This is a genomic window from Pseudomonas sp. KCJK9016 (assembly GCF_046231795.1).
GTDB classification, from domain to species: domain Bacteria; phylum Pseudomonadota; class Gammaproteobacteria; order Pseudomonadales; family Pseudomonadaceae; genus Aquipseudomonas; species Aquipseudomonas bananamidigenes.
Window position 1 is genome coordinate 13,783 of the sequence record NZ_JBJJMM010000004.1, and the last position, 26,491, is coordinate 40,273.

Below are 26,491 nucleotides of genomic sequence, written 5' to 3' on the forward strand. Positions count from 1 at the left end.
TTGGTTCGGACTCTCAGATTATCTCCTCATCAGGCTAATCACGGTTATTTGACCCGGTTCTTCCGGGTCTTTTTTTGCCCGCAAGAAAGTCATTTGCCGAACTGTTTGCGCATCTCGGCACAGTAATCCGGCTTCGGTGTAGCAGGCGTGAACCAGACATAATCGGCCATGGCCGACGTAACCTCGCTGCCCTGCTCCGCCAGGATCAACACGGTCGGCGCTTCAGGTGCGCCCAGATCCAACATATGCAGCGGTGCGCCGATATCCTTGCGCGCATGAAACGCACCGGCCAACAGCAATGCAGGCGCAGGTGCAGCCAACAAACGGACAGCCATGCGCCGATCCCGTTGTTGCTGAACCGCCACCATCGTCGGCATTTGCGATTGAGGCAGCAAGCCACAATGAGAATCGCTGATCTGTCGTGCCAGTTCGTTTTTCACCGACTCGACGCTACTGCGCTCCCCTTGCAGAATGGGAGGCTTGCGATAAAACCCACGAATTTCCGTGTCATCGAGATTGGCCGTCAGCAGCGGATAGGGTTGGGTAAGGGCAAACCGGACAATCGGCCCATACAGATTCCAGTCCCATCCACCTTGCCATGCCAGCTCGACTGCAAGGTCAGCGGGCAACTTGGGTGCACGCCGCACACCATCGACCCGCGCTTGTTGATCGGGCGTCAGCATTTCCAACAACAGGCTGCCCTGAGAACGCCTTTCGCCGAGACTCTGCAGCAACCACAATTGCACGGCATGGTGATCGGCGTTGTCATGCTGCTCGCCGATGATCACCCGCGCCGGCTTGCCCAGGCGCACCAAAAGATCCTGCGGGGTTATTGCAGCTCCGGTGCGCAGATCAAGAATCTCGCCACTGACCGGAGGCGGCGTCACATGTTGGCAAGCGCCCAGTAGCAACACTGCAATCAACAGAATCCCGCGCATGTTTTCACCTTGATGATTGAATCAGCGGGCGATGATCAGCGGATGCCCGCGTTCCGGGTGCGGCTGCACCAACACCTCCAGACCGAAAACAGCCTTGAGCGAGTCAGGGCGCAACACTTGCTGAGGTGTGTCCAGTGCCACCGGACGTCCATCCTCGAGCAGCAAGATGCGATCACAATAGCGCGCCGCCAGATTCAGATCATGCAGGATCACCATGACTGCCGCGCCACGACCGGCAAACTCGCGCACTGCTTGCAACGTGGTGTGCTGATGCAATGGATCGAGCATCGAGGTCGGCTCATCCAACAGCAACGTCTGACCGGCCCGCCCCGGCCATAGTTGCGCCAGCACTCTGGCCAGATGTACCCGCTGGCGCTCGCCACCGGACAGCGCAAGATAACTGCGCCCGCTCAGGTGTCCGACATCGGCGGCCGCCAATGCGTCAGCCACAATCTCGGCATCGCGAGCTCTTCCGCTCTGATAAGGCAAGCGCCCCATCCCGACCACCTCTTCGACACGAAAGGCGAAATCCAGTGTCGAGACCTGCGGCAGCACCGCCAAGCGCTGGGCACGCTGAGTGCCACTCCAGTGATCCAGGCTTTCACCGTCGAGAAGAACATTGCCTTCGCTGGAACGGAGTTCACCGCATAACACCCCGAGCAAGGTACTTTTGCCAGCGCCGTTGGGGCCCAGCACACCGAGCACTTCACCCGATTCCAGTTGCAGGCTGACATCAGCCAGCACCGTCTTGCGGCCACGACGGACCAGCAGATTGTGCGCACACAGCATCAGGCACGCCCCCGCAACAGCAGATAAAGGAAAAACGGTGCGCCGATGAATGCGGTGACGATACCGATCGGCAACTCCGCCGGCGCCAGCGCCAACCGCGCCACCAGGTCTGCCAGCAACAATAGACTGGCGCCTGCCAGCACCGAGGCGGGCAGCAAAACGCGATGATCCGGTCCGGCGAGCAGGCGCACCAGATGCGGCACCACCAGCCCGACGAAGCCGATCATCCCCGCCGCCGCTACAGCGGCACCGACACCCAGCGCCGTGCAGAACACCAGCTCACGCTTCAACCGCTCGACATCGATTCCCAGATGCCCGGCTTCCGACTCACCGAGCAGCAGTGCATTCAGGGCCATGGCTCGGCGTGGCAGCCACAATGCGACACCGGTGCTGATGATCAGCAACGGCCACAACCTCGCATAACTCGCGCCATTGAGACTGCCGAGATTCCAGAAGGTCAGGGTACGCAGGGTGGCGTCGTCCGCCAGATAGGTGAAAAGCCCCACTGCCGAACTGGCCAGAGCCGTCAGGGCGATGCCCGCCAGCAACATGGTCGCGACATGGGTCTGCCCGTTGCGACGGCCGAGCCGATAGACCAGCGCCGTCACCCCAAGACCACCGAGAAACGCACACACCGACAACAGGTACGGCCCGAACCACTCCGGCAGACCGCCGAAATACGAACCGCCGACAATCGCCACCGCCGCCCCCAGAGCCGCACCGCTGGAAACACCAACCAGCCCGGGATCGGCCAGCGGATTGCGAAACAGCCCCTGCATCGCCACGCCGGACAACGCCAGCACGCCGCCGACCGCCAGCCCGAGCAAGGTGCGAGGTAAACGAATCTGCCCGAGAATCAGCTCAGCCTGCTCCAGTCCCTCAGGCGCCAGTGGCAAGCCGAGCATGCGCAATGCAGCACACAAGGTATCGAACAGCGGCAGACTGACCGGTCCCAGGGCCAGCGACAGCCATATGGCCAACAGGCACAGCAGAATCAGGCCGGTGAACAAGCCACGGGGTTTGACCAGCGTGGTCATTGGCCACTCTGGTCCGGATAGAAACCAGCGGACAGGTTTTTCAATCCAATCGGCAAACGCGGTCCGAGACCGCCGACCAACAACGACGGGTCCAACTCCAGCACGCGTCCGGCCTTCGCTGCACGAGTTGACTTGAGTATCGGGTTTTCCTTGAACAACGCCGCCTTCGCCTCTTCGCCGATCAATACGCGGTCAGCGAATACCAGCACTTCGGGGTCGAGCCCGGCCAGGGACTCCATGGAAAACGGCTTGTACCCTGTATGAGTCGCCAGGTTGTGACCACCCGCCCGTTGCAGCATCCAGTCGCCCAAAGTGTCTTTGCCGGCGATCAACAGCTTGCCGCCCGCACTCCCCACCAGCAACAGCACGTCCGGAACCTTCTGCTTCGACTGCATTGCCGCCACGTCCGCCGCCAGTGCTGCGAGCAGCTTTCGATAACTCCGCAGCAGCGGTGCTGTCTGTGTCTCGGCGCCCAGCAATCGGCCCAGGCGAGTGACATTCTTTTCCAGTGTTGGCAGATCTGGCTGGGCCGAGAACATTTCAACCTGCACCTTGGCGCTCCGAACCTGCGAGATCACTTGCGGCGGCCCCATTTCCTCGGTGCCGATCAGAATGTCCGGGCGCAGACTGAGGATACCTTCAGCCGACAGATTGCGCTGGTAACCAATGTTCGGCAGCGCCTTGAGGGGCTCGAAATACTGGCTGGTCGTATCGACACCTACCAGTTTTTCCATCCCGCCCAAAACAACGACCCAGTCAGTCAATGCACCACCGGCACTGACCCAACGTTGCGGCAATTGGGCCGCAGTAGCCTGGTGACTGACCAGAAGTCCGACACACAGTGCGGCAACGCGAGTAATCAGGCGCATAGGCAGCATTCCTTCATGGGATTTTCCCGGGCATCGAGACGGCAGGCCAAGTATCCTCGGCAGCGCCACCGCACAACGGGCGAAGGCGGCCATTTGATAATTGTTTGCATTTGAACGTCAAGCTCGGACATATCCGGACACGACCTGATACTTGAGGATAGCCATGAAGTTTCTGTGCACGGGCGCCGATCTGGGCGAGGCCGCCAGCCGCGGGTTCGAGATCGACGGGAAAAGACTGTTCGCCGTGCGCCGGGCCGGAAGGGCGTATGTCTACCTCAACCGTTGCCCGCACCGCGGTGTCGGGCTCGAATGGCAGCCCGACCAGTTTCTCGATCCGAGCAACAGCCTGATCCAGTGCGCCACTCACGGTGCACTGTTTCTGATCGAGAACGGTGAATGCGTAACGGGGCCCTGCGCCGGGCAATTCCTGGCGGTCATTGATTGCCGTGAGGACGCCCGGGGGTTGTGGGTCGACATTTAGCCGTCGAGCAATACATCCAGGCGGCGATCGATCAACATTTCCTCATGATTCAGTCGCACCCCATAAGCCAGCACCTCAACCCCACTCGCCACCGCTTCGCGCAAGGCATCGGCGTAAGACGAATCGATTTCCACGGCAGGACGCACTGCCTCAATGCCGGTCAGGTTCACGCAGTACAATTGCACGGCCCGAGTTCCGTTGCGCGCCAGATGCGCCAACTCACGCACGTGCCTTGCGCCCCGCTGTGTCACCGCATCGGGAAACGCCGCAACTGCCGTACCGTCGAACCCCAGCGTGACACTCTTTACCTCCACGTATACCGGTCCGCCCGGGTATTCGAGGCGAAAATCGATGCGGCTTTTTTCCTGTCCGTAAGGCACTTCGCGTCTCAGCGCGATAAAACCGCTCAGTTCGCTGATGACACCAGCCCGCAACGCTTCTTCGACCAATCCGTTGGCGCGCCCGGTGTTCACACAGAACAATCGACCCTGCGGGGTTTCGCCGATTTCCCAGGTACCGGGCAGCTTGCGTTTGGGATCATTTGAGCGACTGAACCAGACCTGCCCGCCCTCAACCTGACAATTGAGCATCGAGCCGGTGTTCGGGCAGTGAATCGTCAGTAATTCGCCGCCAACGGTTTCGATGTCAGCGAGAAAACGCTTGTAACGGCGGATCAATCGCCCTTCTTCGAGAGGAGGATGAAAGCGCATCAGCCTTGCCAGCTCTTCAAGCCACGACCAATGCGTTCCACCGCTTCCTGCAGACGAGGGAGGTCCTGCGTATAGGCAAAGCGCACATGATGGCTGGCCTGATAACGCCCAAAATCCAGGCCCGGAGTGAACGCCACATGTTCGGTTTCAAGGAAGTGACGGCAGAACGCGAAGGCATCGCCACCAAACTGGCTGATATCGGCATACAAGTAGAACGCCCCTTCGGGCTCGACTGCGATAGTGAAACCCAGCTCCCGCAACGCGGGCAGTAGAAAATCGCGGCGACGGCCGAATTCGGCCCGACGTTCCTCGAGAATCGCAATGGTATCCGGCTCGAAGCAGGCCAGCGCTGCCTGTTGGGCCATGCTCGGTGCACTGATATAGAGGTTTTGTGCAAGCTTCTCCAGCTCACTGACTGCCGCATCCGGCGCCACCAGCCAGCCGAGGCGCCAACCGGTCATGCCGAAGTACTTGGAGAAACTGTTGAGCACAAACGCGCTGTCGTCGACTTCCAGCACACTCGCCGCGTCGGTGCCATACGTCAGGCCGTGATAAATCTCGTCCACCACCAGATGCCCGTGACGCGCCTTGAGGGCTGTGGACAACCCTGCAAGTTCCTCACGGGTCAGAATTGTGCCGGTCGGGTTGGCGGGCGAAGCCACCAGGGCGCCGACACTGTCATGATCCCAGTAGCGCTCTACCAGATCCGGCGTCAATTGATAGCGAACATCCGGCCCCACAGGCACAAGCTGCGCCGCGCCCTCGACCAATCGCAGAAAGTGCCGGTTGCATGGATAGCCGGGGTCGGCCAACAACCAATGCTTGCCCGGATCCACCAGCAACGCACTGGCCAGCAGCAACGCCCCTGAACCGCCCGGCGTGATCAGAATCCGCCGGGGGTCGATATTCAGGCCGTAACGGGTCTGATAAAAGCCGGAAATCGCCTCACGCAGCTCGGGAATCCCACGCGCGGCGGTATAACGGGTCTTGCCCGCCGCGAGCGCCGCCTGCCCCGCGCGGATGATCGGCTCGGCCGTGGTGAAGTCCGGCTCGCCGATTTCCAGATGGATCACATCGTGGCCGGCGGCCTGTAATTCATTGGCCCGCGCCAGCAACGCCATCACATGGAACGGTTCGATCGCACGACTGCGCGCACTGTAGGGCTGAGCCATTGGCCTTCCTTCAACAAGTGAAAAGAGACGATTCTACCCATCTGCCGGAACGAGCGAGAACCCGCCGTGGTCACAGCCTCAGGAACACTGGACTGTAACAAGACAAACGTACGCTCCAGGATTGACTAAAATCAGTGATTGTCAGGGCTCCAGCACCACCAGACATGGCTTGGCAAACATTTGCAGGCACCGCCGGCCGCGGGCTCGACATCCGGGAGTAGCGCGGGCCGGATTGATCTGGTAAGTTCGCCCGCTTGCAGTCGCAGGGCCGGCAGGTGTCGGTGATGGAGCAATCCTGCGCAATGGATTACAAGAGTAGAGGCGGTCCATTTCATGCCCACCCAAGCAAAGCAACAGGCAAGTCAGACACTCAGCGGTTTCGAGCCTTACGTCCCCAAAGAGGGCGAAGAGTACATGGGCGCCCCCATGCGCGCGCACTTCACCAAGATCCTGTCCAAGTGGAAACAGGAGTTGATGCAGGAAGTCGACCGCACTGTTGATCACATGAAAGACGAAGCAGCCAACTTCCCTGATCCGGCCGACCGGGCCAGCCAGGAAGAAGAGTTCGCCCTCGAACTGCGCGCCCGCGACCGTGAGCGCAAGCTGATCAAGAAGATCGACAAGACCCTGCAACTGATCGAAGACGAAGAGTACGGCTGGTGCGACTCTTGCGGCATCGAGATCGGCGTCAAGCGCCTCGAGGCCCGCCCGACTGCCGACATGTGCGTCGACTGCAAGAACCTTGCGGAAATCAAGGAAAAGCAGGTCGGCAAGTAATCCCGACCTGAACGAAGAACGGAGCGTGCGAACGCTCCGTTTTTGTTTCTGCTGTTTTTACACTCTCTAGTAGCATCGCTCTCATGACTGCCAACACCTCCCCCGCCTACATCGGCCGCTTTGCCCCGACGCCCAGTGGACACCTGCACTTTGGCTCGCTTGTAGCGGCGCTCGCTTCTTATCTGGATGCCCGCTCGGTGAACGGCCGATGGCTGGTGCGCATGGAAGATCTTGATCCCCCCCGGGAGGAACCGGGCGCACAAGCCGCGATTCTCAAGGCCCTGGAAAGCTACGGTTTCGAATGGGACGGCGAAATGGTCCGCCAGAGCGAGCGGCATGAAGCTTACGCCCAAGTGCTTGACAGTCTGTTCAATCACGGCCTCGCGTACGCCTGCACCTGCTCGCGCAAACAGCTGGAGCCGTATCATGGCATTTATCCGGGACTGTGCCGCAATGCCGGCCATGGCCAGGAAGACGCCGCGATCCGCCTGCGCGTGCCCGAGCTGGAATATCACTTCGTCGACCGGGTGCAGGGCGAGTACCGCCAGCACCTGGGCCGCGACGTGGGTGATTTCGTGATTCGCCGCCGTGACGGCCTCTACGCTTACCAACTCGCAGTAGTATTGGACGACGCCTGGCAGGGCATCACCGACATCGTGCGCGGCGCCGATCTGCTCGACTCGACGCCACGTCAGCTCTATCTGCAAGAGCTGCTGGGATTTCGCCAACCCCGTTACCTGCATTTGCCATTGATTACTCAGCCAGACGGCAACAAGCTGGGCAAGTCGTATCGCTCACCGCCGCTGGAGGCCGACCAGGCCACCCCGCTATTGTTGCGAGCCCTGCGTGCATTGGGGCAAGACCCGGGCCCCGAACTGGCCGACGCCTCGCCGCAGGAACTGCTGAAATGGGGCAGCGCCCACTGGGATGCGGCGAAGATACCGCGCACACTGACCCTGCCCGAAGCGCAACTGCTGTGACGACACTTGCAGTGGCGCGCCCATCCGTTACCATCGCCGCACGTTTTCGGGCACGCGCATAAAAAAGAGAGGCCGGGATGTACATCTATCGCTTGGTCCTGCTTCTGGTCGTGGGGATCTACCTGTTTTCTCCAGCCATCATGGATTGGTGGATCGACGCCACGGGCGCCTGGTATCGCCCTTATCTGCTCTGGCTGATCCTGATTGTCGTGACCTTCATCCTGCAGAGCCAAAAAGATGCCGATGAGCTTTAGCCTGACCCATATGCTGCTGATCAGCGCCGCCTACCTGGCCGCGCTGTTCGGGGTGGCCTGGATCAGTGAACGGGGCATGATCCCCCGGGCGATCATTCGCCACCCGCTGACCTACACCCTGTCGCTGGGGGTCTACGCCAGTGCATGGGCGTTTTACGGAACGGTGGGCCTGGCCTACCAGTACGGCTACGGTTTTCTGTCCAGTTATCTCGGGGTCTCCGGCGCCTTCCTGCTGGCGCCGGTGCTGCTGTATCCGATCCTGAAGATCACCCGCACTTATCAACTGTCGTCGCTGGCAGACCTGTTCGCTTTCCGCTTCCGCAGCACCTGGGCCGGTGCGCTGACCACGATTTTCATGCTGATCGGCGTCCTGCCGTTGCTGGCCCTGCAGATCCAGGCTGTGGCTGACTCCATCGGCATTCTGACCGGGGAGCCGGTGCAGAATCGCGTGGCCCTGGCGTTCTGTGCGCTGATCATCCTGTTCACGATCTTCTTTGGCTCGCGCCATATCGCCACCCGTGAAAAGCACGAGGGGCTGGTGTTCGCGATTGCCTTCGAATCGGTGATCAAACTGGCGGCGCTAGGTGGCGTCGGCCTCTACGCCCTGTACGGCGTATTCGACGGCCCGCAACACCTTGAACTGTGGCTGCTGCAGAACCAGACCGCCCTCGCCGCCCTGCACACGCCATTGCAGGAAGGCCCGTGGCGCACGTTGCTGCTGGTGTTTTTCGCTTCGGCGATCGTGATGCCGCACATGTATCACATGACCTTCACCGAAAACCTCAACCCGCGCTCGCTGGTCAGTGCGAGCTGGGGCCTGCCACTGTTCCTGCTGTTGATGAGTCTGGCAGTGCCGTTGATTCTCTGGGCCGGACTGAAACTCGGTGCGACCACCAATCCCGAATACTTCACCCTCGGCATCGGTATCGCCGCCAACAGCAAGGCCCTGGCCTTGCTGGCCTACGTCGGTGGTCTGTCGGCAGCCAGCGGCCTGATCATCGTCACCACCCTGGCGCTGTCGGGCATGGCCCTGAACCATCTGGTGCTGCCGCTCTACCAGCCGCCAGCCGAAGGCAACATTTATCGCTGGCTGAAATGGACGCGCCGCGCGTTGATCGTCGCAATCATCATGGCCGGTTTCTGCTTCTACCTGATGCTCGGCGCCGAGCAGGACCTGGCCAACCTCGGCATCGTCGCTTTCGTGGCCACTCTGCAATTCCTGCCCGGCGTGCTCTCGGTGCTGTATTGGCCGACCGCCAATCGGCGCGGCTTCATCGCCGGCCTGCTTGCCGGGATTGTGGTTTGGGTGGTGACCATGCTGCTGCCGCTGGTCGGCAATCTGCAGGGTTTCTATATTCCGCTGCTGAACATGATCTACGTGCTGGACGACACCAGTTGGCATATGGCGGCCATCGCCTCGCTGGCAGCCAACGTTCTGATGTTCACGTTGATTTCGCTGTTCACCAATGCCAGCTCGGAAGAAGCCAGCGCCGCAGAAGCCTGCGCAGTGGACAACGTGCGTCGTCCGCAACGCCGGGAACTGCATGCCGCCTCGCCGCAGGAGTTCGCCACACAACTGGCCAAGCCGTTGGGCGCCAAGGCTGCGCAAAAGGAAGTCGAACAGGCTCTGCGCGACCTTTATCTGCCTTTCGACGAACGCCGCCCGTATGCCCTGCGCCGGTTGCGCGACCGCATCGAGGCCAACCTGTCCGGCCTGATGGGCCCGAGCGTGGCCCAGGACATGGTAGAAACCTTCCTGCCCTACAAGGCCGGCGGCGAAAACTACGTCACCGAAGATATCCACTTCATCGAGAGCCGTCTCGAGGACTATCACTCGCGCCTCACCGGCCTCGCCGCCGAACTCGATGCCCTGCGCCGCTACCACCGCCAGACCTTGCAGGAACTGCCGATGGGCGTCTGCTCGCTGGCCAAGGATCAGGAAATTCTGATGTGGAACAAGGCCATGGAAGAATTGACCGGGATTGCCGCGCAACGGGTGGTCGGCTCGCGCCTGAACACCATCGCCAATCCATGGAAAGAGTTGTTGCAAGGTTTCATCAACCTGCCCGACGAGCACTTGCACAAACAGCATCTGGCCCTCGACGGCCAGACCCGCTGGCTGAACCTGCACAAGGCCGCCATCGACGAACCGCTGGCCCCCGGTAACAGCGGCCTGGTGCTGCTGGTGGAAGACCTGACCGAAACCCAGATGCTCGAAGACAAGCTGGTGCACTCCGAGCGTCTGGCCAGCATTGGTCGGCTCGCGGCCGGTGTAGCCCACGAAATCGGCAACCCGATCACCGGTATCGCCTGCCTCGCACAAAACCTGCGGGAAGAGCGCGAAGAAGATGGTGAGCTGACGGAAATCAGCGGGCAGATCCTCGAGCAGACCAAACGCGTGTCACGCATCGTGCAGTCGCTGATGAGTTTCGCCCACGCCGGCAGTCACCAGCACAGCGACGAGCCCGTCTGTCTGGCGGAAGTGGCTCAGGACGCCATCGGCTTGCTGGCCTTGAACCGACGCAACTTCGAAGTCCAGTTCTACAATCTGTGCGACCCCGATCACTGGGTCGAAGGCGACCCGCAACGGCTCGCCCAAGTACTGATCAACCTGCTCTCCAACGCCCGCGACGCTTCGCCTGCCGGAAGCGCGGTGCGGGTCAAGAGCGAAGCCGGCGAACACACGGTCGATCTGATCGTGGAGGACGAAGGCAGCGGCATTCCATCGAGCATCATGGACCGATTGTTCGAACCTTTCTTCACCACCAAGGATCCTGGCGAAGGCACCGGTCTGGGCCTTGCACTGGTCTATTCCATCGTTGAAGAGCATTATGGACAAATCACCATCGACAGCCCGGCCGATGTTCAGAGCCAGCGCGGCACCCGTATCCGGGTGACATTGCCGCGCCATGTCGAAGCGACGTCCGCTGTGAACTGAGACCGTCGAGAGAATCGAATCAATGCCGCACATTTTGATCGTCGAAGACGAAACCATTATCCGCTCCGCCTTGCGCCGCCTGCTGGAACGCAACCAGTATCAGGTCAGCGAAGCCGGTTCCGTGCAGGAAGCACAAGAACGCTTCAGTATTCCCACATTCGATCTGATCGTCAGCGACCTGCGACTGCCCGGTGCCCCGGGCACCGAGCTGATCAAGCTTGGCCAGGGCACGCCGGTGCTGATCATGACCAGTTACGCCAGCCTGCGCTCGGCGGTCGACTCGATGAAAATGGGCGCGGTGGATTACATCGCCAAACCTTTCGACCATGACGAGATGCTGCAGGCCGTTGCGCGGATTCTGCGCGATCGCCAGTCGGAACCGGCTGCCGGCGAAGCGGTTGCCGGCAAAACTGCCAATGGCAACGGTAAATCCGCCGTCGGCAGCGGCAATGGCGAGATCGGCATCATCGGCTCCTGCCCTCCGATGCAGGACCTTTACGGCAAGATCCGCAAAGTCGCGCCGACAGATTCCAATGTCCTGATCCAGGGCGAGTCCGGGACCGGCAAGGAGCTGGTGGCCCGTGCCCTGCACAACCTGTCGAAGCGCGCCAAGGCGCCGATGATCTCGGTGAACTGTGCAGCCATTCCCGAAAGCCTGATCGAGTCCGAACTGTTCGGCCACGAGAAAGGTGCGTTCACCGGTGCCAGCGCCGGTCGCGCCGGTCTGGTGGAAGCGGCGGACGGCGGCACGCTGTTCCTCGACGAGATCGGTGAACTGCCTCTGGAGGCTCAGGCCCGTCTGTTGCGCGTACTGCAGGAAGGCGAAATTCGCCGGGTCGGTTCGGTACAGTCGCAGAAAGTCGATGTCCGACTGATCGCCGCCACCCACCGTGACCTCAAGAGCCTGGCGAAAATCGGCCAGTTCCGTGAAGACTTGTACTACCGCCTTCACGTGATCGCGTTGAAACTGCCGGCCCTGCGCGAGCGTGGTGCCGACGTCAACGAAATCGCCAATGCGTTCCTCGCTCGCCAGAGCGCTCGCATCAACCGCACCGACCTCAAGTTTGCCGCCGATGCCGAACAGGCGATACGGCACTATTCCTGGCCGGGTAACGTGCGAGAGCTGGAAAACGCAGTCGAGCGTGCCGTCATCCTGAGCGAAAGTCCGGAAATCTCCGCCGACCTGCTTGGCATCGATATCGAACTGGGGGATCTGGAAGACGATGAGTTCATCGGCCTGCCGGCACAACCGGCCGGTAACGCCGCCAACAGCAGCCACGAGCCGACCGAAGACCTGTCGCTGGAAGACTACTTCCAGCATTTCGTACTCGAGCATCAGGACCACATGACCGAGACTGAACTGGCGCGCAAACTGGGCGTCAGCCGCAAATGCCTGTGGGAACGCCGTCAGCGTCTGGGCATCCCACGGCGCAAGAACGGGGTTGCCAGCGAGAGCTGAACGTTACCTGTCGAGTGTGCGGGTAACCGTTGAAACTGTGAAAAAACTGTTACCTCAGTCTTTCCACGTAACAGAAGCCGGGGTTATCGGTAACGAAACCCCGGCTTTTTTTCGCCCCAAAAAAACGGTTATATCGACCTAACCCCTTGTTTTACTGGGGTTCGCCAAAGTTGGCACGGCACCTGCTATATGTCTGGTACAAGAACAATAACAAGCAATGCACAAGACAATAAAAACAAGACGAATCGACTCACGCACAATAAAAACAAGACGGCGAGAGGCGCAGCTAACTGATTCTTTTGGAGAGGCATTGTATTTGGGGCTTGCCCCACGACCAGGCCGAGAACAACAAAAAACTGTCCTAAGACAGAGCCTGTACTGGTTGGATCGAAAGATCACTGCAATTCAGCGACCAAAGCAATCCGTTTGCTCTTGGCTCCCGATTGGGAGGGTCATGAAGAAAAGCTTCATGGCGAGGGCGCTCAACAAAAACAAGAAGCCCGAATCAATAATAAAAAGAGCACGCAACTACTTCTCGGGGAGCTTCGGCTCCCCTTGTAGTTTCCCACCCCGCAAAATCATCGAAAATCGCCCCGCTTTACCCTTGCAGCTCGCGGCTTGCAGCTCATATCTGCCGTGTCCTACACCATCCCTTGACTAAATGCTAGAATCCTCGCCCATCATGCGGCCATTCTCTGGTATGGCCGAACATTCCTTCAAACAGTGCATCCCATGCTGAAGAAGCTGTTCCAGTCACTCCGAACGCCCCGGCGTCGTACGCAACACATCCGTAGCACGCCTGAAGTCCTCAACAGCGGCCAACATTCGCTGCAGAAGGCGCAATTCAGCCGATACGCGGTCAACATCGTCGAACGTCTGCAGGGCGCCGGCTACCAGGCCTATCTGGTTGGCGGTTGCGTGCGAGACATGTTGCTGGGCATCACACCCAAAGACTTCGACGTCGCCACCAGCGCCACCCCCGAACAGGTTCGTGCCGAATTTCGCAATGCGCGGATCATCGGCCGCCGCTTCAAGCTGGTACACATCCATTTCGGTCGCGAAATCATCGAAGTCGCAACATTCCGCGCCAATCATCCGCAAAACGAAGACGACGAAGACAGCAACCAGTCCTCGCGCAACGAGAGCGGGCGCATTCTGCGCGACAACGTTTACGGCACCCTGGAAGAAGATGCGCAACGCCGCGACTTCACCATCAACGCCTTGTATTACGATCCGGTCAGCGAGCGCATCCTCGATTACGCCAACGGCGTACACGACATCCGCAATCATCTGATCCGCCTCATCGGCGATCCGAAGCAGCGCTATCAGGAAGACCCGGTGCGGATGCTGCGTGCCGTGCGTTTCGCCGCCAAGCTCAACTTCGGCATTGAAAAACACACCGTCCAGCCGATCCGCGATCTGGCACCGATGCTGCGTGAAATTCCTTCGGCGCGACTGTTCGAGGAAGTGCTCAAGCTGTTCCTTTCCGGGCACGGCGCCATCACCTTCGAGATGCTGGTTGACCTGCAACTGTTCGCGCCGTTGTTTCCGGCCAGTTCCGATGCACTGGAATACAACCCGGAATACACCCATACGCTGATCAGCGAGGCACTGACCAACACCGATCTGCGAATCAAGCAGAACAAACCGGTGACCCCGGCGTTCCTGTTTGCCGCGCTGCTGTGGCCAGCCCTGCCGGCTCGCGTGTTGCGCCTGCAGGAGCGCGGCATGCCGCCGATTCCGGCGATGCAGGAAGCGGCCCACGAGCTGATCGCCGAACAATGCCAGCGCATTGCGATTCCAAAACGTTTCACCCTGCCGATCCGCGAGATCTGGGACATGCAGGAACGCCTGCCACGCCGCAGCGGCAAACGTGCCGACCTGTTGCTGGACAATCCGCGCTTCCGCGCCGGCTACGACTTCCTGCTGCTGCGTGAAAGCGCCGGCGAGCAGACCGACGGTCTGGGCGAATGGTGGACCGACTATCAGGACGCCAATGACAGCGAACGCCGCGACATGATCCGTGATCTCAGCGGCAAGGAAGACGGGACCGGCGCCCCACGCAAGCGTCGTCGCAGCGGCGGCGCCAAGCGCAAACGCGCCGGCGCTTCAGGCGAATAAGGCATGGAACGAATCTACCTCGGCATGGGCAGCAATCTGGCTGACCCCGCCGAACAATTGCGCAGCGCGGTCGATGCCTTGGCACATCTGCCGGGTACAACACTGGTCGGTGTATCTGCCTTTTACCAGAGTGACTCGCTGCTGCCGGGTCAGCCGCGTTACACCAATGCGGTCGCCGCACTCGACAGCACACTCGCCCCGCTGGAATTGCTCGACGCCCTGCAAGCCATCGAAAACGATCAGGGTCGCGAACGTCTGGAACGCTGGGGGCCTCGTACGCTGGATCTGGACATTCTGCTGTTCGGTGATCGCCTGATCGACGAGCCGCGCCTCAAAGTCCCGCATTACCATATGCAGGCGCGTGCGTTCGTCCTGTATCCCCTGGCCGAACTGGCCCCCGAAAGTCTGCGCCTGGCCGATGGCCGGACACTCACGGATCTGCTGGCGGCCTGCCCGTTCGTCGGCCTGGAACGCCTTTCCCACGCCTAATCCAAATCGCCGATGCGGGAGCAACATGGCTCCCGCATTCAGCTTTCCTGTAGGACAAAATTTCCGCAGATCAGGCCCGCCGGCCCGCTGAATCGCATCAGTAACGCCGGTAACACTCCCCTCGTAACAATGCGGTAACACATGCAATTGACTTCCTGAGGCCTCATCACGACTATAGGCGTCCCGCTGCCGCCAACCCGGCATACAAGGGCGCAATCCAGGCCTTATAAGCACGACAAAAGAGCGTGCGCCTGAATAGATGACGAATCACGCGCGTTACTCGCAGTAGTTTCCAAAGCGCCTGAACGAGGATTTCTTACATGCCAGCCATCACCCTGACCACGCTCCAGAGCCTCAAGCAGAAAGGTGAAAAGATCACCATGCTGACCTGCTATGACGCGACCTTCGCCCACGCCTGCAACGAGGCCGGTGTCGAAGTGCTGCTGGTGGGCGACTCCCTCGGCATGGTCCTGCAAGGTCACGACAGCACCCTGCCGGTGACCATCGAGGAAATGGCCTACCACACCGCCTGCGTCAAGCGCGGCAACACCGACGCCCTGATCCTGGCCGACCTGCCGTTCATGGCCAATGCCACCCTCGAACAGACCATGACCAACAGCGCCAGGCTGATGCAGGCCGGCGCGCACATGATCAAGGTCGAAGGTGCGCTGTGGCTGGCGGAATCGATCCGCCTGCTGGCCGAACGCGGCGTACCGGTCTGCGCCCACATGGGCCTGACTCCGCAAGCCGTGAACATTCTCGGTGGCTATAAAGTGCAGGGGCGTAACGAAAACCAGGCGCGCCAGATGCGTGCCGACGCAATCTCTCTGGAGCAGGCGGGCGCCGCGATGTTGCTGCTCGAATGCGTACCGAGCGAACTGGCCGCCGAAATCACTCAGGCGGTGAAAATTCCGGTGATCGGCATCGGCGCCGGCACTGACACCGATGGCCAGGTACTGGTCCTGCACGACATGCTCGGTCTGTCGATCAGTGGTCGCGTACCGAAATTCGTGAAGAACTTCATGCAGGACCAAAACAGCATCCAGTCCGCACTGAAGGCTTACGTGAACGAAGTCAAAGCCGCCACTTTCCCCGGGATCGAACACGGATTCTCCGCATGAACACCGTCAAAACCGTACGTGAACTGCGTGCCGCCGTAGCCCGCGCCCGCAGCGAAGGCAAGCGCATCGGCTTCGTACCGACCATGGGCAACCTGCACAGCGGCCACATCGCACTGATCACCAAGGCCCGGCAACGAGTGGATTTCGTGGTCGCGAGCATTTTCGTCAACCCGCTGCAGTTCGGCGCCGGTGAAGACCTCGACAAATACCCTCGCACGCTGGCGGCGGATCAGGAAAAGCTGCTGGAAGCCGGCTGCTCTCTGCTGTTTGCCCCGACCGTCGAAGAAATGTACCCCGACGGCATGGCCGGCCAGACCCGCGTCAGCGTACCGCTGCTTTCCGAAGGACTGTGCGGCGCCAGTCGTCCCGGGCACTTCGAAGGCGTGGCGACCGTCGTCAGCAAGCTGTTCAACATGGTCCAGCCGGACCTGGCGATTTTCGGTCAGAAGGATTATCAGCAACTGGCAGTGATCCGCGCACTGGTGCACGACCTGAACATGCCGATCCAGATCATCGGCGAGCCGACCGTACGTGCTGCAGACGGCCTGGCGCTGTCATCACGCAACGGCTTCCTCAACGAACAGCAGCGTGCCGTGGCACCAGTCGTTTACCGCGCCCTGAGCAGCATCGCCGAGTCGATCAAGCAGGGTGAGCGCGACTTCCCGGCCTTGATCCAGGCAAAGCGCCAACAGCTGGAAGACGCCGGCCTGCGCCCGGATTACCTGGAAATCCGCCACGCCCTGACCCTGCGTCCGGCGACGGCAGAAGATCGCGATCTGGTGATTCTGGCGGCGGCGTTCCTCGGCACTACACGACTGATCGACAACCTGCATCTGAATCTCGATACCCCCGCCTGATCACCGCAACAGCCGAATGAGGGAGCAAGCCTGTCCGCTCCCTCATTCGTGCAACATCCCCTTCCAGACCGTATTGCTGCCCACCACCCCATCGTGCAAACTGCCCGCCGTTCGAGGCGCGCGATCAGCGAGGGACTTGCTCGCACTACTCGCCGTCTGTCGGTCTTTCCTGTTATCGATGTTAAAAAAGTACAGGTAACAGGTCAGAAGAAGCCAAGACAGATCGCCGCGTCGGGTTTACTGTATTCGCCCTGCGCCAATGTAATCGTGTCGACGCAGTTGCCCCCTCGCCCAAACATGGCGGGGAGGTCCTTTCAGTGTTCAAAAGGCCGTTCAAGTAAAAAGGAAAACCGCAGCGATGGCGTACTACCGCACTCCTCATGACGTTACCGCTCTGCCTGCCTGGCAGGCGTTGAAAGACCACCGCCAAGCCATGCAGGATTTCAGCATGCGCGAAGCCTTCAACGCCGATCCGCAGCGCTTCACTCAGTTCACCCTCAGCAGCTGCGGACTGTTTCTCGATTATTCCAAGAACCTGATCAACGCCGAGACCCGCAACCTGCTGGTGGGTCTGGCCAATGAAGTCGATCTCAAAGGCGCGATCAAGGCGCTGTTCGATGGCGAAATCGTCAACTCTTCCGAAGGCCGTCCGGCGCTTCACACCGCCCTGCGCCGCCCTGTCGGCGACAAGCTGTCGGTCAACGGCGTCAACGTGATGCCGGAAGTGCACAAGGTGCTGAACCAGATCACTGACCTGGTCGGCAAGATCCACGACGGCCTGTGGCGCGGTTACACCGAGAAGCCGATCACCGACGTGGTCAACATCGGCATCGGTGGCTCATTCCTCGGCCCCGAATTGGTTTCCGAAGCCTTGCTGTCCTACGCCCAGAAAGGCGTGCGTTGCCATTATCTGGCGAACATCGACGGCAGCGAGTTCCATGAACTGACCCAGAAACTGCGCGCCGAGACCACGCTGTTCATCGTGTCGTCGAAGTCGTTCAACACCCTCGAAACCCTGAAAAACGCCCAGGCCGCCCGCGCCTGGTATCTGGCCCAGGGTGGTTCGGAAGCCGAGCTGTACCGTCACTTCATCGCCGTATCGAGCAACAACGCGGCGGCTGTGGCATTCGGTATCCGCGAAGAGAACATCTTCCCGATGTGGGACTGGGTCGGCGGTCGTTACTCGCTGTGGTCGGCCATCGGTCTGCCGATTGCCCTGGCCATCGGCATGTCCAACTTCAAGGAACTGCTGTCCGGTGCCTACACCATGGACCAGCATTTCCAGAGCGCGCCATTCGAACAGAACATGCCGGTCCTGTTGGCCCTGCTTGGCGTGTGGTATGGCAACTTCTGGGGCGCACAAAGCCACGCGATCCTGCCGTACGACCACTACCTGCGTAACATCACCAAGCACTTGCAGCAGCTGGACATGGAGTCCAACGGCAAGAGCGTGCGTCAGGACGGCACCCCGGTATCCACCGATACCGGCCCGGTGATCTGGGGCGGCGTAGGCTGCAACGGCCAGCACGCTTACCACCAGTTGTTGCACCAGGGCACCCAACTGATTCCGGCCGACTTCATCGTGCCGATCGTCAGCTTCAACCCGGTATCCGACCACCATCAGTGGCTGTACGCCAACTGCCTGTCCCAGAGCCAGGCGCTGATGCTCGGCAAGACACTGACGGAAGCCGAAGCCGAACTGCGTGACAAAGGCATGAGCGAAGACCAGGTGCAGAAACTGGCACCGCACAAGGTGATCCCGGGCAACCGTCCGAGCAACACCCTGGTGGTCGAGCGCATCAGCCCGCGTCGTCTCGGCGCACTGGTGGCGATGTACGAACACAAAGTCTTCGTGCAAAGCGTGGTCTGGGGCATCAACGCCTTCGACCAGTGGGGCGTGGAGCTGGGCAAGGAACTGGGCAAGGGCGTCTACAACCGTCTGGTCGGCAGCGAGGAAACCGCCGCCGAAGATGCATCCACCCAAGGTCTGATCAACTACTTCCGCGGTCGTCACCGCGGCTGATCCAGCCCTTGACACACCCCCTCACCGTGAGGGGGTGTTTGTTTACAGGTATTGAACCCTCACCGCTCTCGGCGCATCTTTATCCTTGTCGCACAACAAGAATAAGGAACCGTCATGTTCGATATCAGCATGTTCCCCAAAGCCGATGCCGTCCGCCGGGCAGCCCAGTTGAGTCAGGACGACTACCATCGCCTGTACCGCGAATCCATCGAACACCCCAGCACTTTCTGGGCCGATCAGGCCACACGCTTCCTCGACTGGAGCACCCCGTGGCAGACCGTCCAGCGCTATGACCTGAAAACCGGCGAGGCTTCCTGGTTCGCCGGGGCGAAACTGAACGTCAGTCATAACTGCATCGACCGCCACCTCGAGAAACGTGGCGACCAGACCGCCATTGTCTGGGAAGGCGACGATCCCGCCGAATCCACACACATCACCTACAACAAACTCCATCACCACGTCTGTCGCCTGGCCAATGTGCTGAAAAGCCGTGGTGTGAAGAAAGGCGATCGGGTGTGCATCTATATGCCAATGATTCCCGAGGCGGCCTACGCCATGCTGGCCTGCGCGCGGATCGGCGCGATTCACTCGGTGGTGTTCGGCGGTTTCTCTCCCGACTCGTTGCGCGACCGTATCCTCGACGCCGACTGCCGCACCGTGATCACCGCCGACGAAGGCGTGCGCGGTGGCAAGTTCGTGCCGTTGAAACAGAACGTCGACAAGGCGCTGCAAAGCTGTCCCAAAGTCAGCACTGTTATCGTGGTCGAACGCACGCAGAACAAGGTCGACTGGGTCGAAGGCCGCGACCTCTGGTATCACCAGGCCATGCGCGACGTCAGCGACGATTGCCCGCCGGAGCCGATGGACGCAGAAGACCCGCTGTTCATCCTCTACACCTCCGGCAGCACCGGCAAACCCAAGGGTGTGCTGCACACCACCGGCGGTTACTTGTTACAAGCGGCGATGACCTTCAGGTACGTACTCGACTACCGCGATGGTGAAGTGTTCTGGTGCACTGCCGACGTTGGCTGGGTCACCGGCCACAGCTACATCGTCTATGGCCCGCTGGCCAACGGCGCGACCACGCTGATCTTCGAAGGCGTACCGAGCTACCCGAGCACGTCGCGGTTCTGGCAGGTGATCGACAAGCACAAGGTCAACATCTTCTACACAGCGCCGACTGCGCTTCGGGCATTGATGCGCGAAGGTGCGGGTCCGTTGCAGGAAACATCCCGGCAAAGCCTCAGATTGCTCGGCAGCGTCGGTGAGCCGATCAACCCGGAAGCGTGGGAATGGTATTTCAACATGGTCGGCGAACAGCGCTGCCCGATTGTCGATACCTGGTGGCAGACCGAGACCGGCGGCATCATGCTCAGCCCGCTGGTCAGCGCACAGCGAATCAAACCGGGCTGCGCCACCCGGCCGATGTTTGGCGTGCAACCGGTGCTGCTTGACGAGCATGGCAAGGAAATCAAGGGCGCCGGCAGCGGCGTGCTGGCGATCAAATCGAGCTGGCCGGCGCAGATCCGCAGCGTCTACGGCGATCCGCAGCGCATGGTCGACACCTACTTCAAACCCTACCCCGGTTATTACTTCACCGGCGACGGCGCCCGCCGCGACGAGGATGGCGACTACTGGATCACCGGGCGCATCGACGACGTGATCAATGTCTCCGGCCACCGCATCGGCACCGCCGAGGTCGAGAGCGCACTGGTGCTGCATGACAGCATCGCCGAGGCTGCCGTGGTCGGTTATCCCCACGACGTCAAAGGCCAGGGGATCTATGCCTTCGTCACGCCCATGAACGGCGCCGAACCCAGCGATGAGTTGAAGAAGGAACTGCTGGCCCACGTCAGCAAAGAGATCGGCAGCTTCGCCAAACCGGACCTGATCCAGTGGGCCCCGGCCCTGCCGAAAACCCGTTCGGGGAAAATCATGCGCCGGATCCTGCGCAAGATCGCCTGCAACGAACTCGACAGCCTTGGCGATACTTCGACTCTGGCCGACCCCAGCGTGGTGCAGGGGCTGATCGACAAACGACTTAACCAGTAGAATAACGGGCGCGGTCAACCGGCCGCGCCGCCCGACACTGCCGAGTTGCCATGGAATTCATTCGCAGCCGTATCGAAAGCCAACTCATGAGCCTGACCGGTCTGTCCCTCGGCCAGCTCGATCTGGAAAACCCCAAGGGCGATCCCGGCCTGTTCGGCCCGGACTCGATCAGCTGGCAAGTGCACGGTGACTTCAGCAGCATGTTGATCGGCGGCATCAGTGCCTTGCTGTTGCAGGCGCTGCATCCATTGGCGCTGGCCGGCGTCTGGGATCACTCGAATTTTCGCCAGGACATGCTCGGTCGCTTGCGCCGAACCAGTCAGTTTGTCTCCGGCACTACGTTTGGATCGCGTCGTGATGCCGAATGGCTGATCGAGAAAGTCCGCACCATTCACCTGCAAGTGGTCGGCACCGCGCCGGATGGCCGGCCCTATGCGGCCAGTGATCCGGATCTGCTGACCTGGGTACACGTGGCCGAAGTCAGCAACTTTCTCGCCGCCCATTTGCGTTACCGCAACCCGCAGTTGTCACCGAAGGATCAGGACCGTTACTACGCGGAAATTGCTGTGGTTGCCGAGCGCCTGGGTGCCCGGGATGTGCCGAAGTCACGCCAGGCCGTGGCCGATTACCTGCAACGCATGCGTCCGCAGCTGATATGCGACGACCGTAGCCGCGAAGTCTTGCGCCTGCTGCTCGATGCCCCGGCGCCCAGCGTTCTGGCGCGGCCGTTTGGCGACCTGATGATGAAGGCCGGCATCGACCTGCTGCCGGACTGGGCCAGCGACATGCTTGATGTCCGGCAAAATCCGCTGCAACGCCAGCTGATCCGCGCCAGCGTCAAACGCAGCGCACCAATGTTGCGCTGGGCGATGCGCAATGGTTCGGTACAACGGGCCCAACGGCGGATGGGGCTGAGATGAAGCTCAGTAGCTGCTAAACTCCCGCGCCCCGATTCCCTCCAGCAAGGCGCCAGCATGTCTTCCCTGAATCAGGCGCTGCGCGCCGCCCTCGATCAACGCCAGGACCTGCTCGCCGAGCTGCACAGCCAGGGCACGGATTGCTATCGCCTGTTCCACGGCAGCCAGGAAGGTGCCGGCGGACTGACCGTCGACCGCTATGGCCCGCAACTGATGGTGCAGAGTTTCCACCAGACACTGGAGCTCGCCGACCTGCTGCAACTGCACGCCACGGTGAATGAAACGCTGGGCATGCAGACCCTGCTGGTCTACAACGACCGCTCCCGTGGCAACTCGCGCATCGACCGCGAAGATCGCATCTACCGCGCCGAAGATGCTGCGCTGGTCGATCTGGTCGGCCACGAATGGGGTCTGAACTACCGCGTGCGCGGACGCCATGCCGGGCAGGATCCGCTGCTGTTCCTCGACCTGCGCAACACCCGCGGCTGGGTCAAGGACCACGCCAGGGGCAAAAGCGTACTCAATCTGTTCGCCTACACCTGTGGGGTCGGTCTCAGTGCGGCCGCCGGCGGTGCCCGCGAGGTGTGCAACCTGGACTTCGCCGAGGGCAACCTGGCAGTCGGACGCGAAAACGGCCTGCTCAATCCGCATCTGCCGACCATGGCATTCATCCAGTCCGACTACTTCCCGGCGATCCGCCAGTTGGCCGGCCTGCCGATCAGTCAGCGTCGCGGGCAGAAACTGCCGAGCTACCCACGCCTCGAACAACGCCAATACGATCTCGTATTGCTCGACCCGCCCGCGTGGGCCAAAAGCGCGTTCGGCACCGTCGATCTGCTGCGCGATTATCAAAGCCTGCTCAAGCCCGCCCTGCTGACCACCGCCGAAAACGGCGTACTGATCTGCTGCAACAACCTGGCAAAAGTCAGCATGGACGACTGGCGCGACCAGGTCCTGCGTTGCGCCGAAAAGGCCGGGCGCCCGGTACGCGAATGGAGCGTGATGACACCGGGCCGGGACTTCCCGTCCATGGACGGGCAACCCCCGCTCAAGACCCTGATTCTCCAGCTCTGAGACCCGCACAAGACAAATCCCACAGAAAAATCAGGACGCTCCTGGCCTCGAGCAATTGCTTCGGAACCGCAATCGCGTGCCATACTCCAAGGCACTCCGATTCAGACAGATGAAGCCGCACATGCCCAAAGGATTGATTCGCGCGATTGGCGCCCTGTTGACCGCTCTGGCCCTCTACAGCCTGCTGGGGTTTCTTATTCTGCCGGGCATTGCGCTGCGTGTAGCCAACCAGCAACTGGCCAACTACGCCACGCTGCCTGCACACATCCAGCGTATCGAACTCAATCCGTTCAGCCTTGAAGTCACGCTTTGGGGCCTGGTCATCGGCGAGCCGGGCAAGGAACAGGTCGGTTTCGAACGTCTGTATGCCAACCTGCAACTCGACAGCCTGTGGACAAAAGCCCTGCACCTGTCCGACATCGAACTGGACAAACCGAAGACCGAAGTCCTGTTCGCCAAGGACGGCAAACTCAACCTGCTCGGTCTGTTCAAACTGCCGGTCAGCGAGCCGACACCGGCCGATCCGGATGCCAAGCCGTTTCCACTGCGTATCGACCGGATCAAACTGGCCGGCGGCAACGTGCACTTCCAGGATGCTCGCCCCAGCGAGCCGATCGAGTTTCTCTACGACAAACTCGATTTCGAACTGAACAACCTCAGCACCCTGCCCGACGACAACGCCGACATGACCCTGGTCGCCATCGGCCCGGCCGGCGGGCAGATCGACTGGAAGGGCAACTTCAGCCTGATTCCGATTGCCTCCGAAGGCACGCTCAAGGTCACCGATGGCCAGATGAAAGCGTTCTGGCCCTACGTGCGCGACGCGGTGCCGCTGGTGCTGGAAAACGGTGTGGTCAGCCTCAGTACCGACTACAAGCTCAACCTGTCCAAGGAAACCGAACTGCTGTTGAGCAACGTGGCGGTCAGCGTTGCGCCGTTTGCGATCAAGGCCCCGGACGGCCGTCCGCTGGCAAGACTCGACCGTCTCGACGTCAGCGACACCAGCGTGGACCTGGCCAAACAGCAAGTGGTGGTCGGCAAGATCCGCAGCCAGAAACTCGAAACCTGGGCTGCCCTCGAAGCGGACGGGCAACTGGACTGGCAGAAACTGTTCGCCGGCCAGCCCTCCAAACCTGCCGCCAAAGCAGCGGCTGAACCGAAAAGCACTCCGGCGGCTGCCGACTCGCCGAAAACGGAACCGACCGCGCCGGGCAAACCCTGGCAAGTGCTGCTCAAGGACGTGCAACTGCGTGACTACAAAGTGCATCTGGCCGACCGCTCGGCAAAGCCTGAAGTCGCGCTGGATGTCACGCCGCTGAACATCGATCTGCAGAATTTCGACAGCCTCAACGGCTCCCCCTTCAACGTCAAACTCGACGCTGGCCTGGGCAAACAAGGCAAGATCAACGCCGACGGCGTGGTCAACCTGGCGCCGGTCACCGCCCAGCTCAATGTGAAGACCCAGGACATCGACCTGCGGGTCGCGCAGTCCTACATCAATCCGTTCATTCGCCTGGAACTGCGCAGCGGCATGCTCGGCAGCGACCTGAAAGTGAACCTGAAAAGCACCGAGCCGCTGGCTCTCGGTGTTACCGGTCGCGCCCAGGTCGATCAGTTGCACACCCTCGACACCCTGAAAACCCGAGACTTCCTCAAGTGGCAGCAGGTGGTGGTCGAAGGCCTGAACTATCAGCATGGCGACAGCCTGTCGATCGACAGGATCAACCTGTTCCAGCCGTATGCGCGCTTCATGATCAACGATGACCGCACCACCAACATCGACGATTTGCTCATCCCGCAACCTGCCGATTCCGGAACGAAAACCGCAGCGGCGAAACCTGCCGGCAATTCGAAACCGCTGGGCATTCACATTGGCGGCATCGTCATCAATGACGGCTCGGCCAACTTCGCCGACTTCAGCCTGACGCCGAACTTCGCCACCGCGATCCAGCAGCTCAACGGCCAGATCGGCACCATCGACAGCCGTCAGGCGAAACCTGCCAGCGTCGACGTCAAGGGCAAGGTCGACCGTTATGCGCCGGTGACCATCAAGGGCGCGGTCAATCCGTTCGACCCGATGGCCAGCCTCGATATCGCCACCAGCTTCAGACGGGTCGAGCTGACCACCCTGACACCCTACTCCGGCAAATTCGCCGGTTACCGGATCCGCAAGGGCCGACTCAATCTCGACCTGCACTACCTGATCACCAAGGGCCAGCTCAAGGCCGAGAACAAGGTGGTGGTCGAGCAACTGCAACTGGGTGAGAAAGTCGACAGCCCGGATGCCGTGAGCCTGCCGCTGAAGCTGGCGATAGCCCTGCTCAAGGACGTGGACGGCAAGATTTCCATCGAGCTGCCGGTCACCGGCGACCTCAACAACCCGCAATTCAGCGTGATGCCGATTGTCTGGCAGACCCTGCGCAATCTGATCGTCAAGGCCGCTGCCGCGCCGTTCAAACTGATTGGCGGGCTGGTCAGCGGCGGCGGGTCGGAAGATCTGGGCACCGTGTCCTTCGCCCCGGGCTCCAGTGAACTGAACAAGGATGCCGAAGCGGCGCTGGTGAAGCTGTCGCAAGCGCTGAAGGAGCGTCCGGCCCTGCGTCTGGAAATCGAAGGCACTGCCGCCCAAAGCAGCGACGGCCCGTTGCTTGCCGAACAGCGTCTGGAACGCGAATACCAGTACAACTACTACAAGATGCTCCAACGCCGAGGCGACAAGGTGCCGGCCCAGGCCTCGATGATCCAGGTGCCGGACAATGAAAAAGGCCCGTTGCTCGAAGGCATCTACCGCACCCGCCTGAAAACCCAGCCGCCGGCGGAATGGAAAGATCTGGGCAAGGAAGAGCGCACCGCGAAAATGCGTGCGGACGTGATCAAGTTCTGGAGTTCCAGCGATGTGTTGCTGCGCCAGCTCGGTCAGGACCGTGCCAGCAGCATCAAGGACTATCTGGTGGACAAGGGCCAACTGGCGGACGACCGCGTGTACTTCATCGACGCCAATCTGGGTGAAGCGCAAAGCGACGGTCGCGTGGTGACACAAATGCATCTGGACGCCGAGTGATGAACAAACAATGGCTGGCCGCAATGGCGCTGGCGCTCGTCGCCAGCCACGCTTCGGCATCCGATACCCTACGCTGTGGCAGCCAGTTGGTCAGCCTCGGTGATCGCGCCAGCGAGGTGCTGCAGAAATGCGGTGAACCGGTCAGCCGTGACGTGCTGGGTTACAAGCGCAGCGCCAATCGTCGTGAAGAGTTTCAGGTCGAGGAATGGACCTACGGCCCGAGCAACGGCATGTATCAATACCTGCGCTTCGAGGGCAATCGACTGCGGCAGATCAATAGCAAACGCGGCGACTGACTTCTCTGCACTTTTCCAGTCCCTGAAATAGAACAGGCCCCGACACGAATGCCAGGGCCTGTGATGGCCACATTCC

General features: G+C 60.9%; 22 protein-coding genes. 16 read left to right on the top strand and 6 right to left on the bottom strand.

Annotated elements, in window-relative coordinates; genetic code table 11:
• Positions 1 to 89: 89 nt before the first annotated feature.
• The 4 genes from ACK6BI_RS04595 to ACK6BI_RS04610 are packed head-to-tail and all read right to left on the bottom strand — an operon-like array spanning position 90 to position 3,633.
• The gene (locus tag ACK6BI_RS04595) at positions 90 to 938 is read right to left on the bottom strand and encodes a ChaN family lipoprotein (RefSeq protein WP_409316159.1); all 849 of its coding nucleotides are present in this window, start codon (positions 936 to 938) and stop codon (positions 90 to 92) included.
• Between the two features lie 21 nt (positions 939 to 959).
• On the bottom strand, positions 960 to 1,727 hold the full coding sequence (locus ACK6BI_RS04600) for a heme ABC transporter ATP-binding protein (RefSeq protein WP_409316160.1): 768 nt from the start codon (positions 1,725 to 1,727) through the stop codon (positions 960 to 962).
• Positions 1,727 to 2,710, bottom strand: coding sequence for a FecCD family ABC transporter permease (locus ACK6BI_RS04605; protein ID WP_409316339.1), 984 nt, complete (start codon positions 2,708 to 2,710; stop codon positions 1,727 to 1,729). The genes ACK6BI_RS04600 and ACK6BI_RS04605 overlap by 1 nt, the downstream gene beginning before the upstream one ends.
• Before the next feature lie 50 nt (positions 2,711 to 2,760).
• Positions 2,761 to 3,633 carry a hemin ABC transporter substrate-binding protein gene (locus tag ACK6BI_RS04610; protein WP_409316161.1) on the bottom strand — a complete coding sequence of 291 codons (873 nt, stop codon included), beginning with the start codon at positions 3,631 to 3,633 and terminating at the stop codon, positions 2,761 to 2,763.
• 163 nt (positions 3,634 to 3,796) lie between these two features.
• On the opposite strand from ACK6BI_RS04610, the gene ACK6BI_RS04615 reads away from it, so the two are divergent.
• Entirely contained in the window at positions 3,797 to 4,114 is a 318-nt protein-coding gene (locus ACK6BI_RS04615; protein ID WP_409316162.1) for a Rieske (2Fe-2S) protein, read from the top strand.
• On the opposite strand, the gene sfsA is transcribed toward ACK6BI_RS04615, so the two are convergent.
• Positions 4,111 to 4,824, bottom strand: coding sequence for a DNA/RNA nuclease SfsA (gene sfsA / locus ACK6BI_RS04620; RefSeq protein WP_409316163.1), 714 nt, complete (start codon positions 4,822 to 4,824; stop codon positions 4,111 to 4,113). The two genes, ACK6BI_RS04615 and sfsA, sit on opposite strands and share 4 nt — an antisense overlap.
• Positions 4,824 to 5,996, bottom strand: a complete 1,173-nt coding sequence (locus ACK6BI_RS04625) for a pyridoxal phosphate-dependent aminotransferase (protein ID WP_409316164.1) — start codon at positions 5,994 to 5,996, stop codon at positions 4,824 to 4,826. Before ACK6BI_RS04625 ends, sfsA begins: the two co-directional genes overlap by 1 nt.
• 333 nt (positions 5,997 to 6,329) lie before the next feature.
• Between ACK6BI_RS04625 and dksA the strand changes: the two genes are divergently transcribed.
• From dksA to ACK6BI_RS04700, 15 genes are all read left to right on the top strand, one after another.
• Positions 6,330 to 6,773, top strand: a complete 444-nt coding sequence (dksA, locus tag ACK6BI_RS04630; RefSeq protein ID WP_065261594.1) for an RNA polymerase-binding protein DksA — start codon at positions 6,330 to 6,332, stop codon at positions 6,771 to 6,773.
• 83 nt (positions 6,774 to 6,856) lie between these two features.
• Positions 6,857 to 7,753: a tRNA glutamyl-Q(34) synthetase GluQRS gene (gene gluQRS, locus ACK6BI_RS04635; RefSeq protein ID WP_409316165.1), complete on the top strand. Its 897-nt coding sequence runs from the start codon at positions 6,857 to 6,859 to the stop codon at positions 7,751 to 7,753.
• A 77-nt stretch (positions 7,754 to 7,830) separates the two neighbouring features.
• Positions 7,831 to 8,007 (top strand): hypothetical protein, encoded by a 177-nt coding sequence (locus ACK6BI_RS04640; RefSeq protein ID WP_003176118.1) that lies wholly within the window; start codon positions 7,831 to 7,833, stop codon positions 8,005 to 8,007.
• Positions 7,991 to 10,945: a sensor histidine kinase gene (locus ACK6BI_RS04645; protein ID WP_409316166.1), complete on the top strand. Its 2,955-nt coding sequence runs from the start codon at positions 7,991 to 7,993 to the stop codon at positions 10,943 to 10,945. The genes ACK6BI_RS04640 and ACK6BI_RS04645 overlap by 17 nt, the downstream gene beginning before the upstream one ends.
• Positions 10,946 to 10,967: 22 nt before the next feature.
• The gene (locus ACK6BI_RS04650) at positions 10,968 to 12,404 is read left to right on the top strand and encodes a sigma-54-dependent transcriptional regulator (protein ID WP_409316167.1); all 1,437 of its coding nucleotides are present in this window, start codon (positions 10,968 to 10,970) and stop codon (positions 12,402 to 12,404) included.
• A 732-nt stretch (positions 12,405 to 13,136) separates the two neighbouring features.
• Positions 13,137 to 14,525, top strand: a complete 1,389-nt coding sequence (locus ACK6BI_RS04655) for a polynucleotide adenylyltransferase PcnB (RefSeq protein WP_409316168.1) — start codon at positions 13,137 to 13,139, stop codon at positions 14,523 to 14,525.
• A 3-nt stretch (positions 14,526 to 14,528) separates the two neighbouring features.
• Positions 14,529 to 15,014: a 2-amino-4-hydroxy-6-hydroxymethyldihydropteridine diphosphokinase gene (gene folK / locus ACK6BI_RS04660; protein WP_409316169.1), complete on the top strand. Its 486-nt coding sequence runs from the start codon at positions 14,529 to 14,531 to the stop codon at positions 15,012 to 15,014.
• 320 nt (positions 15,015 to 15,334) lie between these two features.
• Positions 15,335 to 16,135, top strand: a complete 801-nt coding sequence (gene panB, locus ACK6BI_RS04665; RefSeq protein ID WP_065261588.1) for a 3-methyl-2-oxobutanoate hydroxymethyltransferase — start codon at positions 15,335 to 15,337, stop codon at positions 16,133 to 16,135.
• Complete coding sequence (gene panC / locus ACK6BI_RS04670) at positions 16,132 to 16,992, top strand: pantoate--beta-alanine ligase (RefSeq protein ID WP_409316170.1); 861 nt, start codon at positions 16,132 to 16,134, stop codon at positions 16,990 to 16,992. The genes panB and panC overlap by 4 nt, the downstream gene beginning before the upstream one ends.
• A gap of 358 nt (positions 16,993 to 17,350) precedes the next feature.
• Entirely contained in the window at positions 17,351 to 19,015 is a 1,665-nt protein-coding gene (gene pgi / locus ACK6BI_RS04675; protein WP_409316171.1) for a glucose-6-phosphate isomerase, read from the top strand.
• Between the two features lie 114 nt (positions 19,016 to 19,129).
• Entirely contained in the window at positions 19,130 to 21,067 is a 1,938-nt protein-coding gene (acs, locus tag ACK6BI_RS04680) for an acetate--CoA ligase (protein ID WP_409316172.1), read from the top strand.
• A 50-nt stretch (positions 21,068 to 21,117) separates the two neighbouring features.
• Positions 21,118 to 21,987: an oxygenase MpaB family protein gene (locus ACK6BI_RS04685; protein ID WP_409316173.1), complete on the top strand. Its 870-nt coding sequence runs from the start codon at positions 21,118 to 21,120 to the stop codon at positions 21,985 to 21,987.
• Between the two features lie 54 nt (positions 21,988 to 22,041).
• Positions 22,042 to 23,058 (top strand): class I SAM-dependent rRNA methyltransferase, encoded by a 1,017-nt coding sequence (locus tag ACK6BI_RS04690; protein WP_409316174.1) that lies wholly within the window; start codon positions 22,042 to 22,044, stop codon positions 23,056 to 23,058.
• A gap of 109 nt (positions 23,059 to 23,167) precedes the next feature.
• Positions 23,168 to 26,119, top strand: a complete 2,952-nt coding sequence (locus ACK6BI_RS04695) for a DUF748 domain-containing protein (RefSeq protein WP_409316175.1) — start codon at positions 23,168 to 23,170, stop codon at positions 26,117 to 26,119.
• Positions 26,119 to 26,415, top strand: coding sequence for a DUF2845 domain-containing protein (locus tag ACK6BI_RS04700; protein WP_409316176.1), 297 nt, complete (start codon positions 26,119 to 26,121; stop codon positions 26,413 to 26,415). The genes ACK6BI_RS04695 and ACK6BI_RS04700 overlap by 1 nt, the downstream gene beginning before the upstream one ends.
• Positions 26,416 to 26,491: the final 76 nt, after the last annotated feature.

Coding starts and splice junctions, on each gene's coding strand:
- ACK6BI_RS04595 (WP_409316159.1), bottom strand. CDS start 938: ATGCGCGGGATTCTGTTGATTGCAGTGTTGCTACTGGGCGCTTGCCAA.
- ACK6BI_RS04600 (WP_409316160.1), bottom strand. CDS start 1,727: ATGCTGTGTGCGCACAATCTGCTGGTCCGTCGTGGCCGCAAGACGGTG.
- ACK6BI_RS04610 (WP_409316161.1), bottom strand. CDS start 3,633: ATGCGCCTGATTACTCGCGTTGCCGCACTGTGTGTCGGACTTCTGGTC.
- ACK6BI_RS04615 (WP_409316162.1), top strand. CDS start 3,797: ATGAAGTTTCTGTGCACGGGCGCCGATCTGGGCGAGGCCGCCAGCCGC.
- sfsA (WP_409316163.1), bottom strand. CDS start 4,824: ATGCGCTTTCATCCTCCTCTCGAAGAAGGGCGATTGATCCGCCGTTAC.
- ACK6BI_RS04625 (WP_409316164.1), bottom strand. CDS start 5,996: ATGGCTCAGCCCTACAGTGCGCGCAGTCGTGCGATCGAACCGTTCCAT.
- dksA (WP_065261594.1), top strand. CDS start 6,330: ATGCCCACCCAAGCAAAGCAACAGGCAAGTCAGACACTCAGCGGTTTC.
- gluQRS (WP_409316165.1), top strand. CDS start 6,857: ATGACTGCCAACACCTCCCCCGCCTACATCGGCCGCTTTGCCCCGACG.
- ACK6BI_RS04640 (WP_003176118.1), top strand. CDS start 7,831: ATGTACATCTATCGCTTGGTCCTGCTTCTGGTCGTGGGGATCTACCTG.
- ACK6BI_RS04645 (WP_409316166.1), top strand. CDS start 7,991: ATGCCGATGAGCTTTAGCCTGACCCATATGCTGCTGATCAGCGCCGCC.
- ACK6BI_RS04650 (WP_409316167.1), top strand. CDS start 10,968: ATGCCGCACATTTTGATCGTCGAAGACGAAACCATTATCCGCTCCGCC.
- ACK6BI_RS04655 (WP_409316168.1), top strand. CDS start 13,137: ATGCTGAAGAAGCTGTTCCAGTCACTCCGAACGCCCCGGCGTCGTACG.
- folK (WP_409316169.1), top strand. CDS start 14,529: ATGGAACGAATCTACCTCGGCATGGGCAGCAATCTGGCTGACCCCGCC.
- panB (WP_065261588.1), top strand. CDS start 15,335: ATGCCAGCCATCACCCTGACCACGCTCCAGAGCCTCAAGCAGAAAGGT.
- panC (WP_409316170.1), top strand. CDS start 16,132: ATGAACACCGTCAAAACCGTACGTGAACTGCGTGCCGCCGTAGCCCGC.
- pgi (WP_409316171.1), top strand. CDS start 17,351: ATGGCGTACTACCGCACTCCTCATGACGTTACCGCTCTGCCTGCCTGG.
- acs (WP_409316172.1), top strand. CDS start 19,130: ATGTTCGATATCAGCATGTTCCCCAAAGCCGATGCCGTCCGCCGGGCA.
- ACK6BI_RS04685 (WP_409316173.1), top strand. CDS start 21,118: ATGGAATTCATTCGCAGCCGTATCGAAAGCCAACTCATGAGCCTGACC.
- ACK6BI_RS04690 (WP_409316174.1), top strand. CDS start 22,042: ATGTCTTCCCTGAATCAGGCGCTGCGCGCCGCCCTCGATCAACGCCAG.
- ACK6BI_RS04695 (WP_409316175.1), top strand. CDS start 23,168: ATGAAGCCGCACATGCCCAAAGGATTGATTCGCGCGATTGGCGCCCTG.
- ACK6BI_RS04700 (WP_409316176.1), top strand. CDS start 26,119: ATGAACAAACAATGGCTGGCCGCAATGGCGCTGGCGCTCGTCGCCAGC.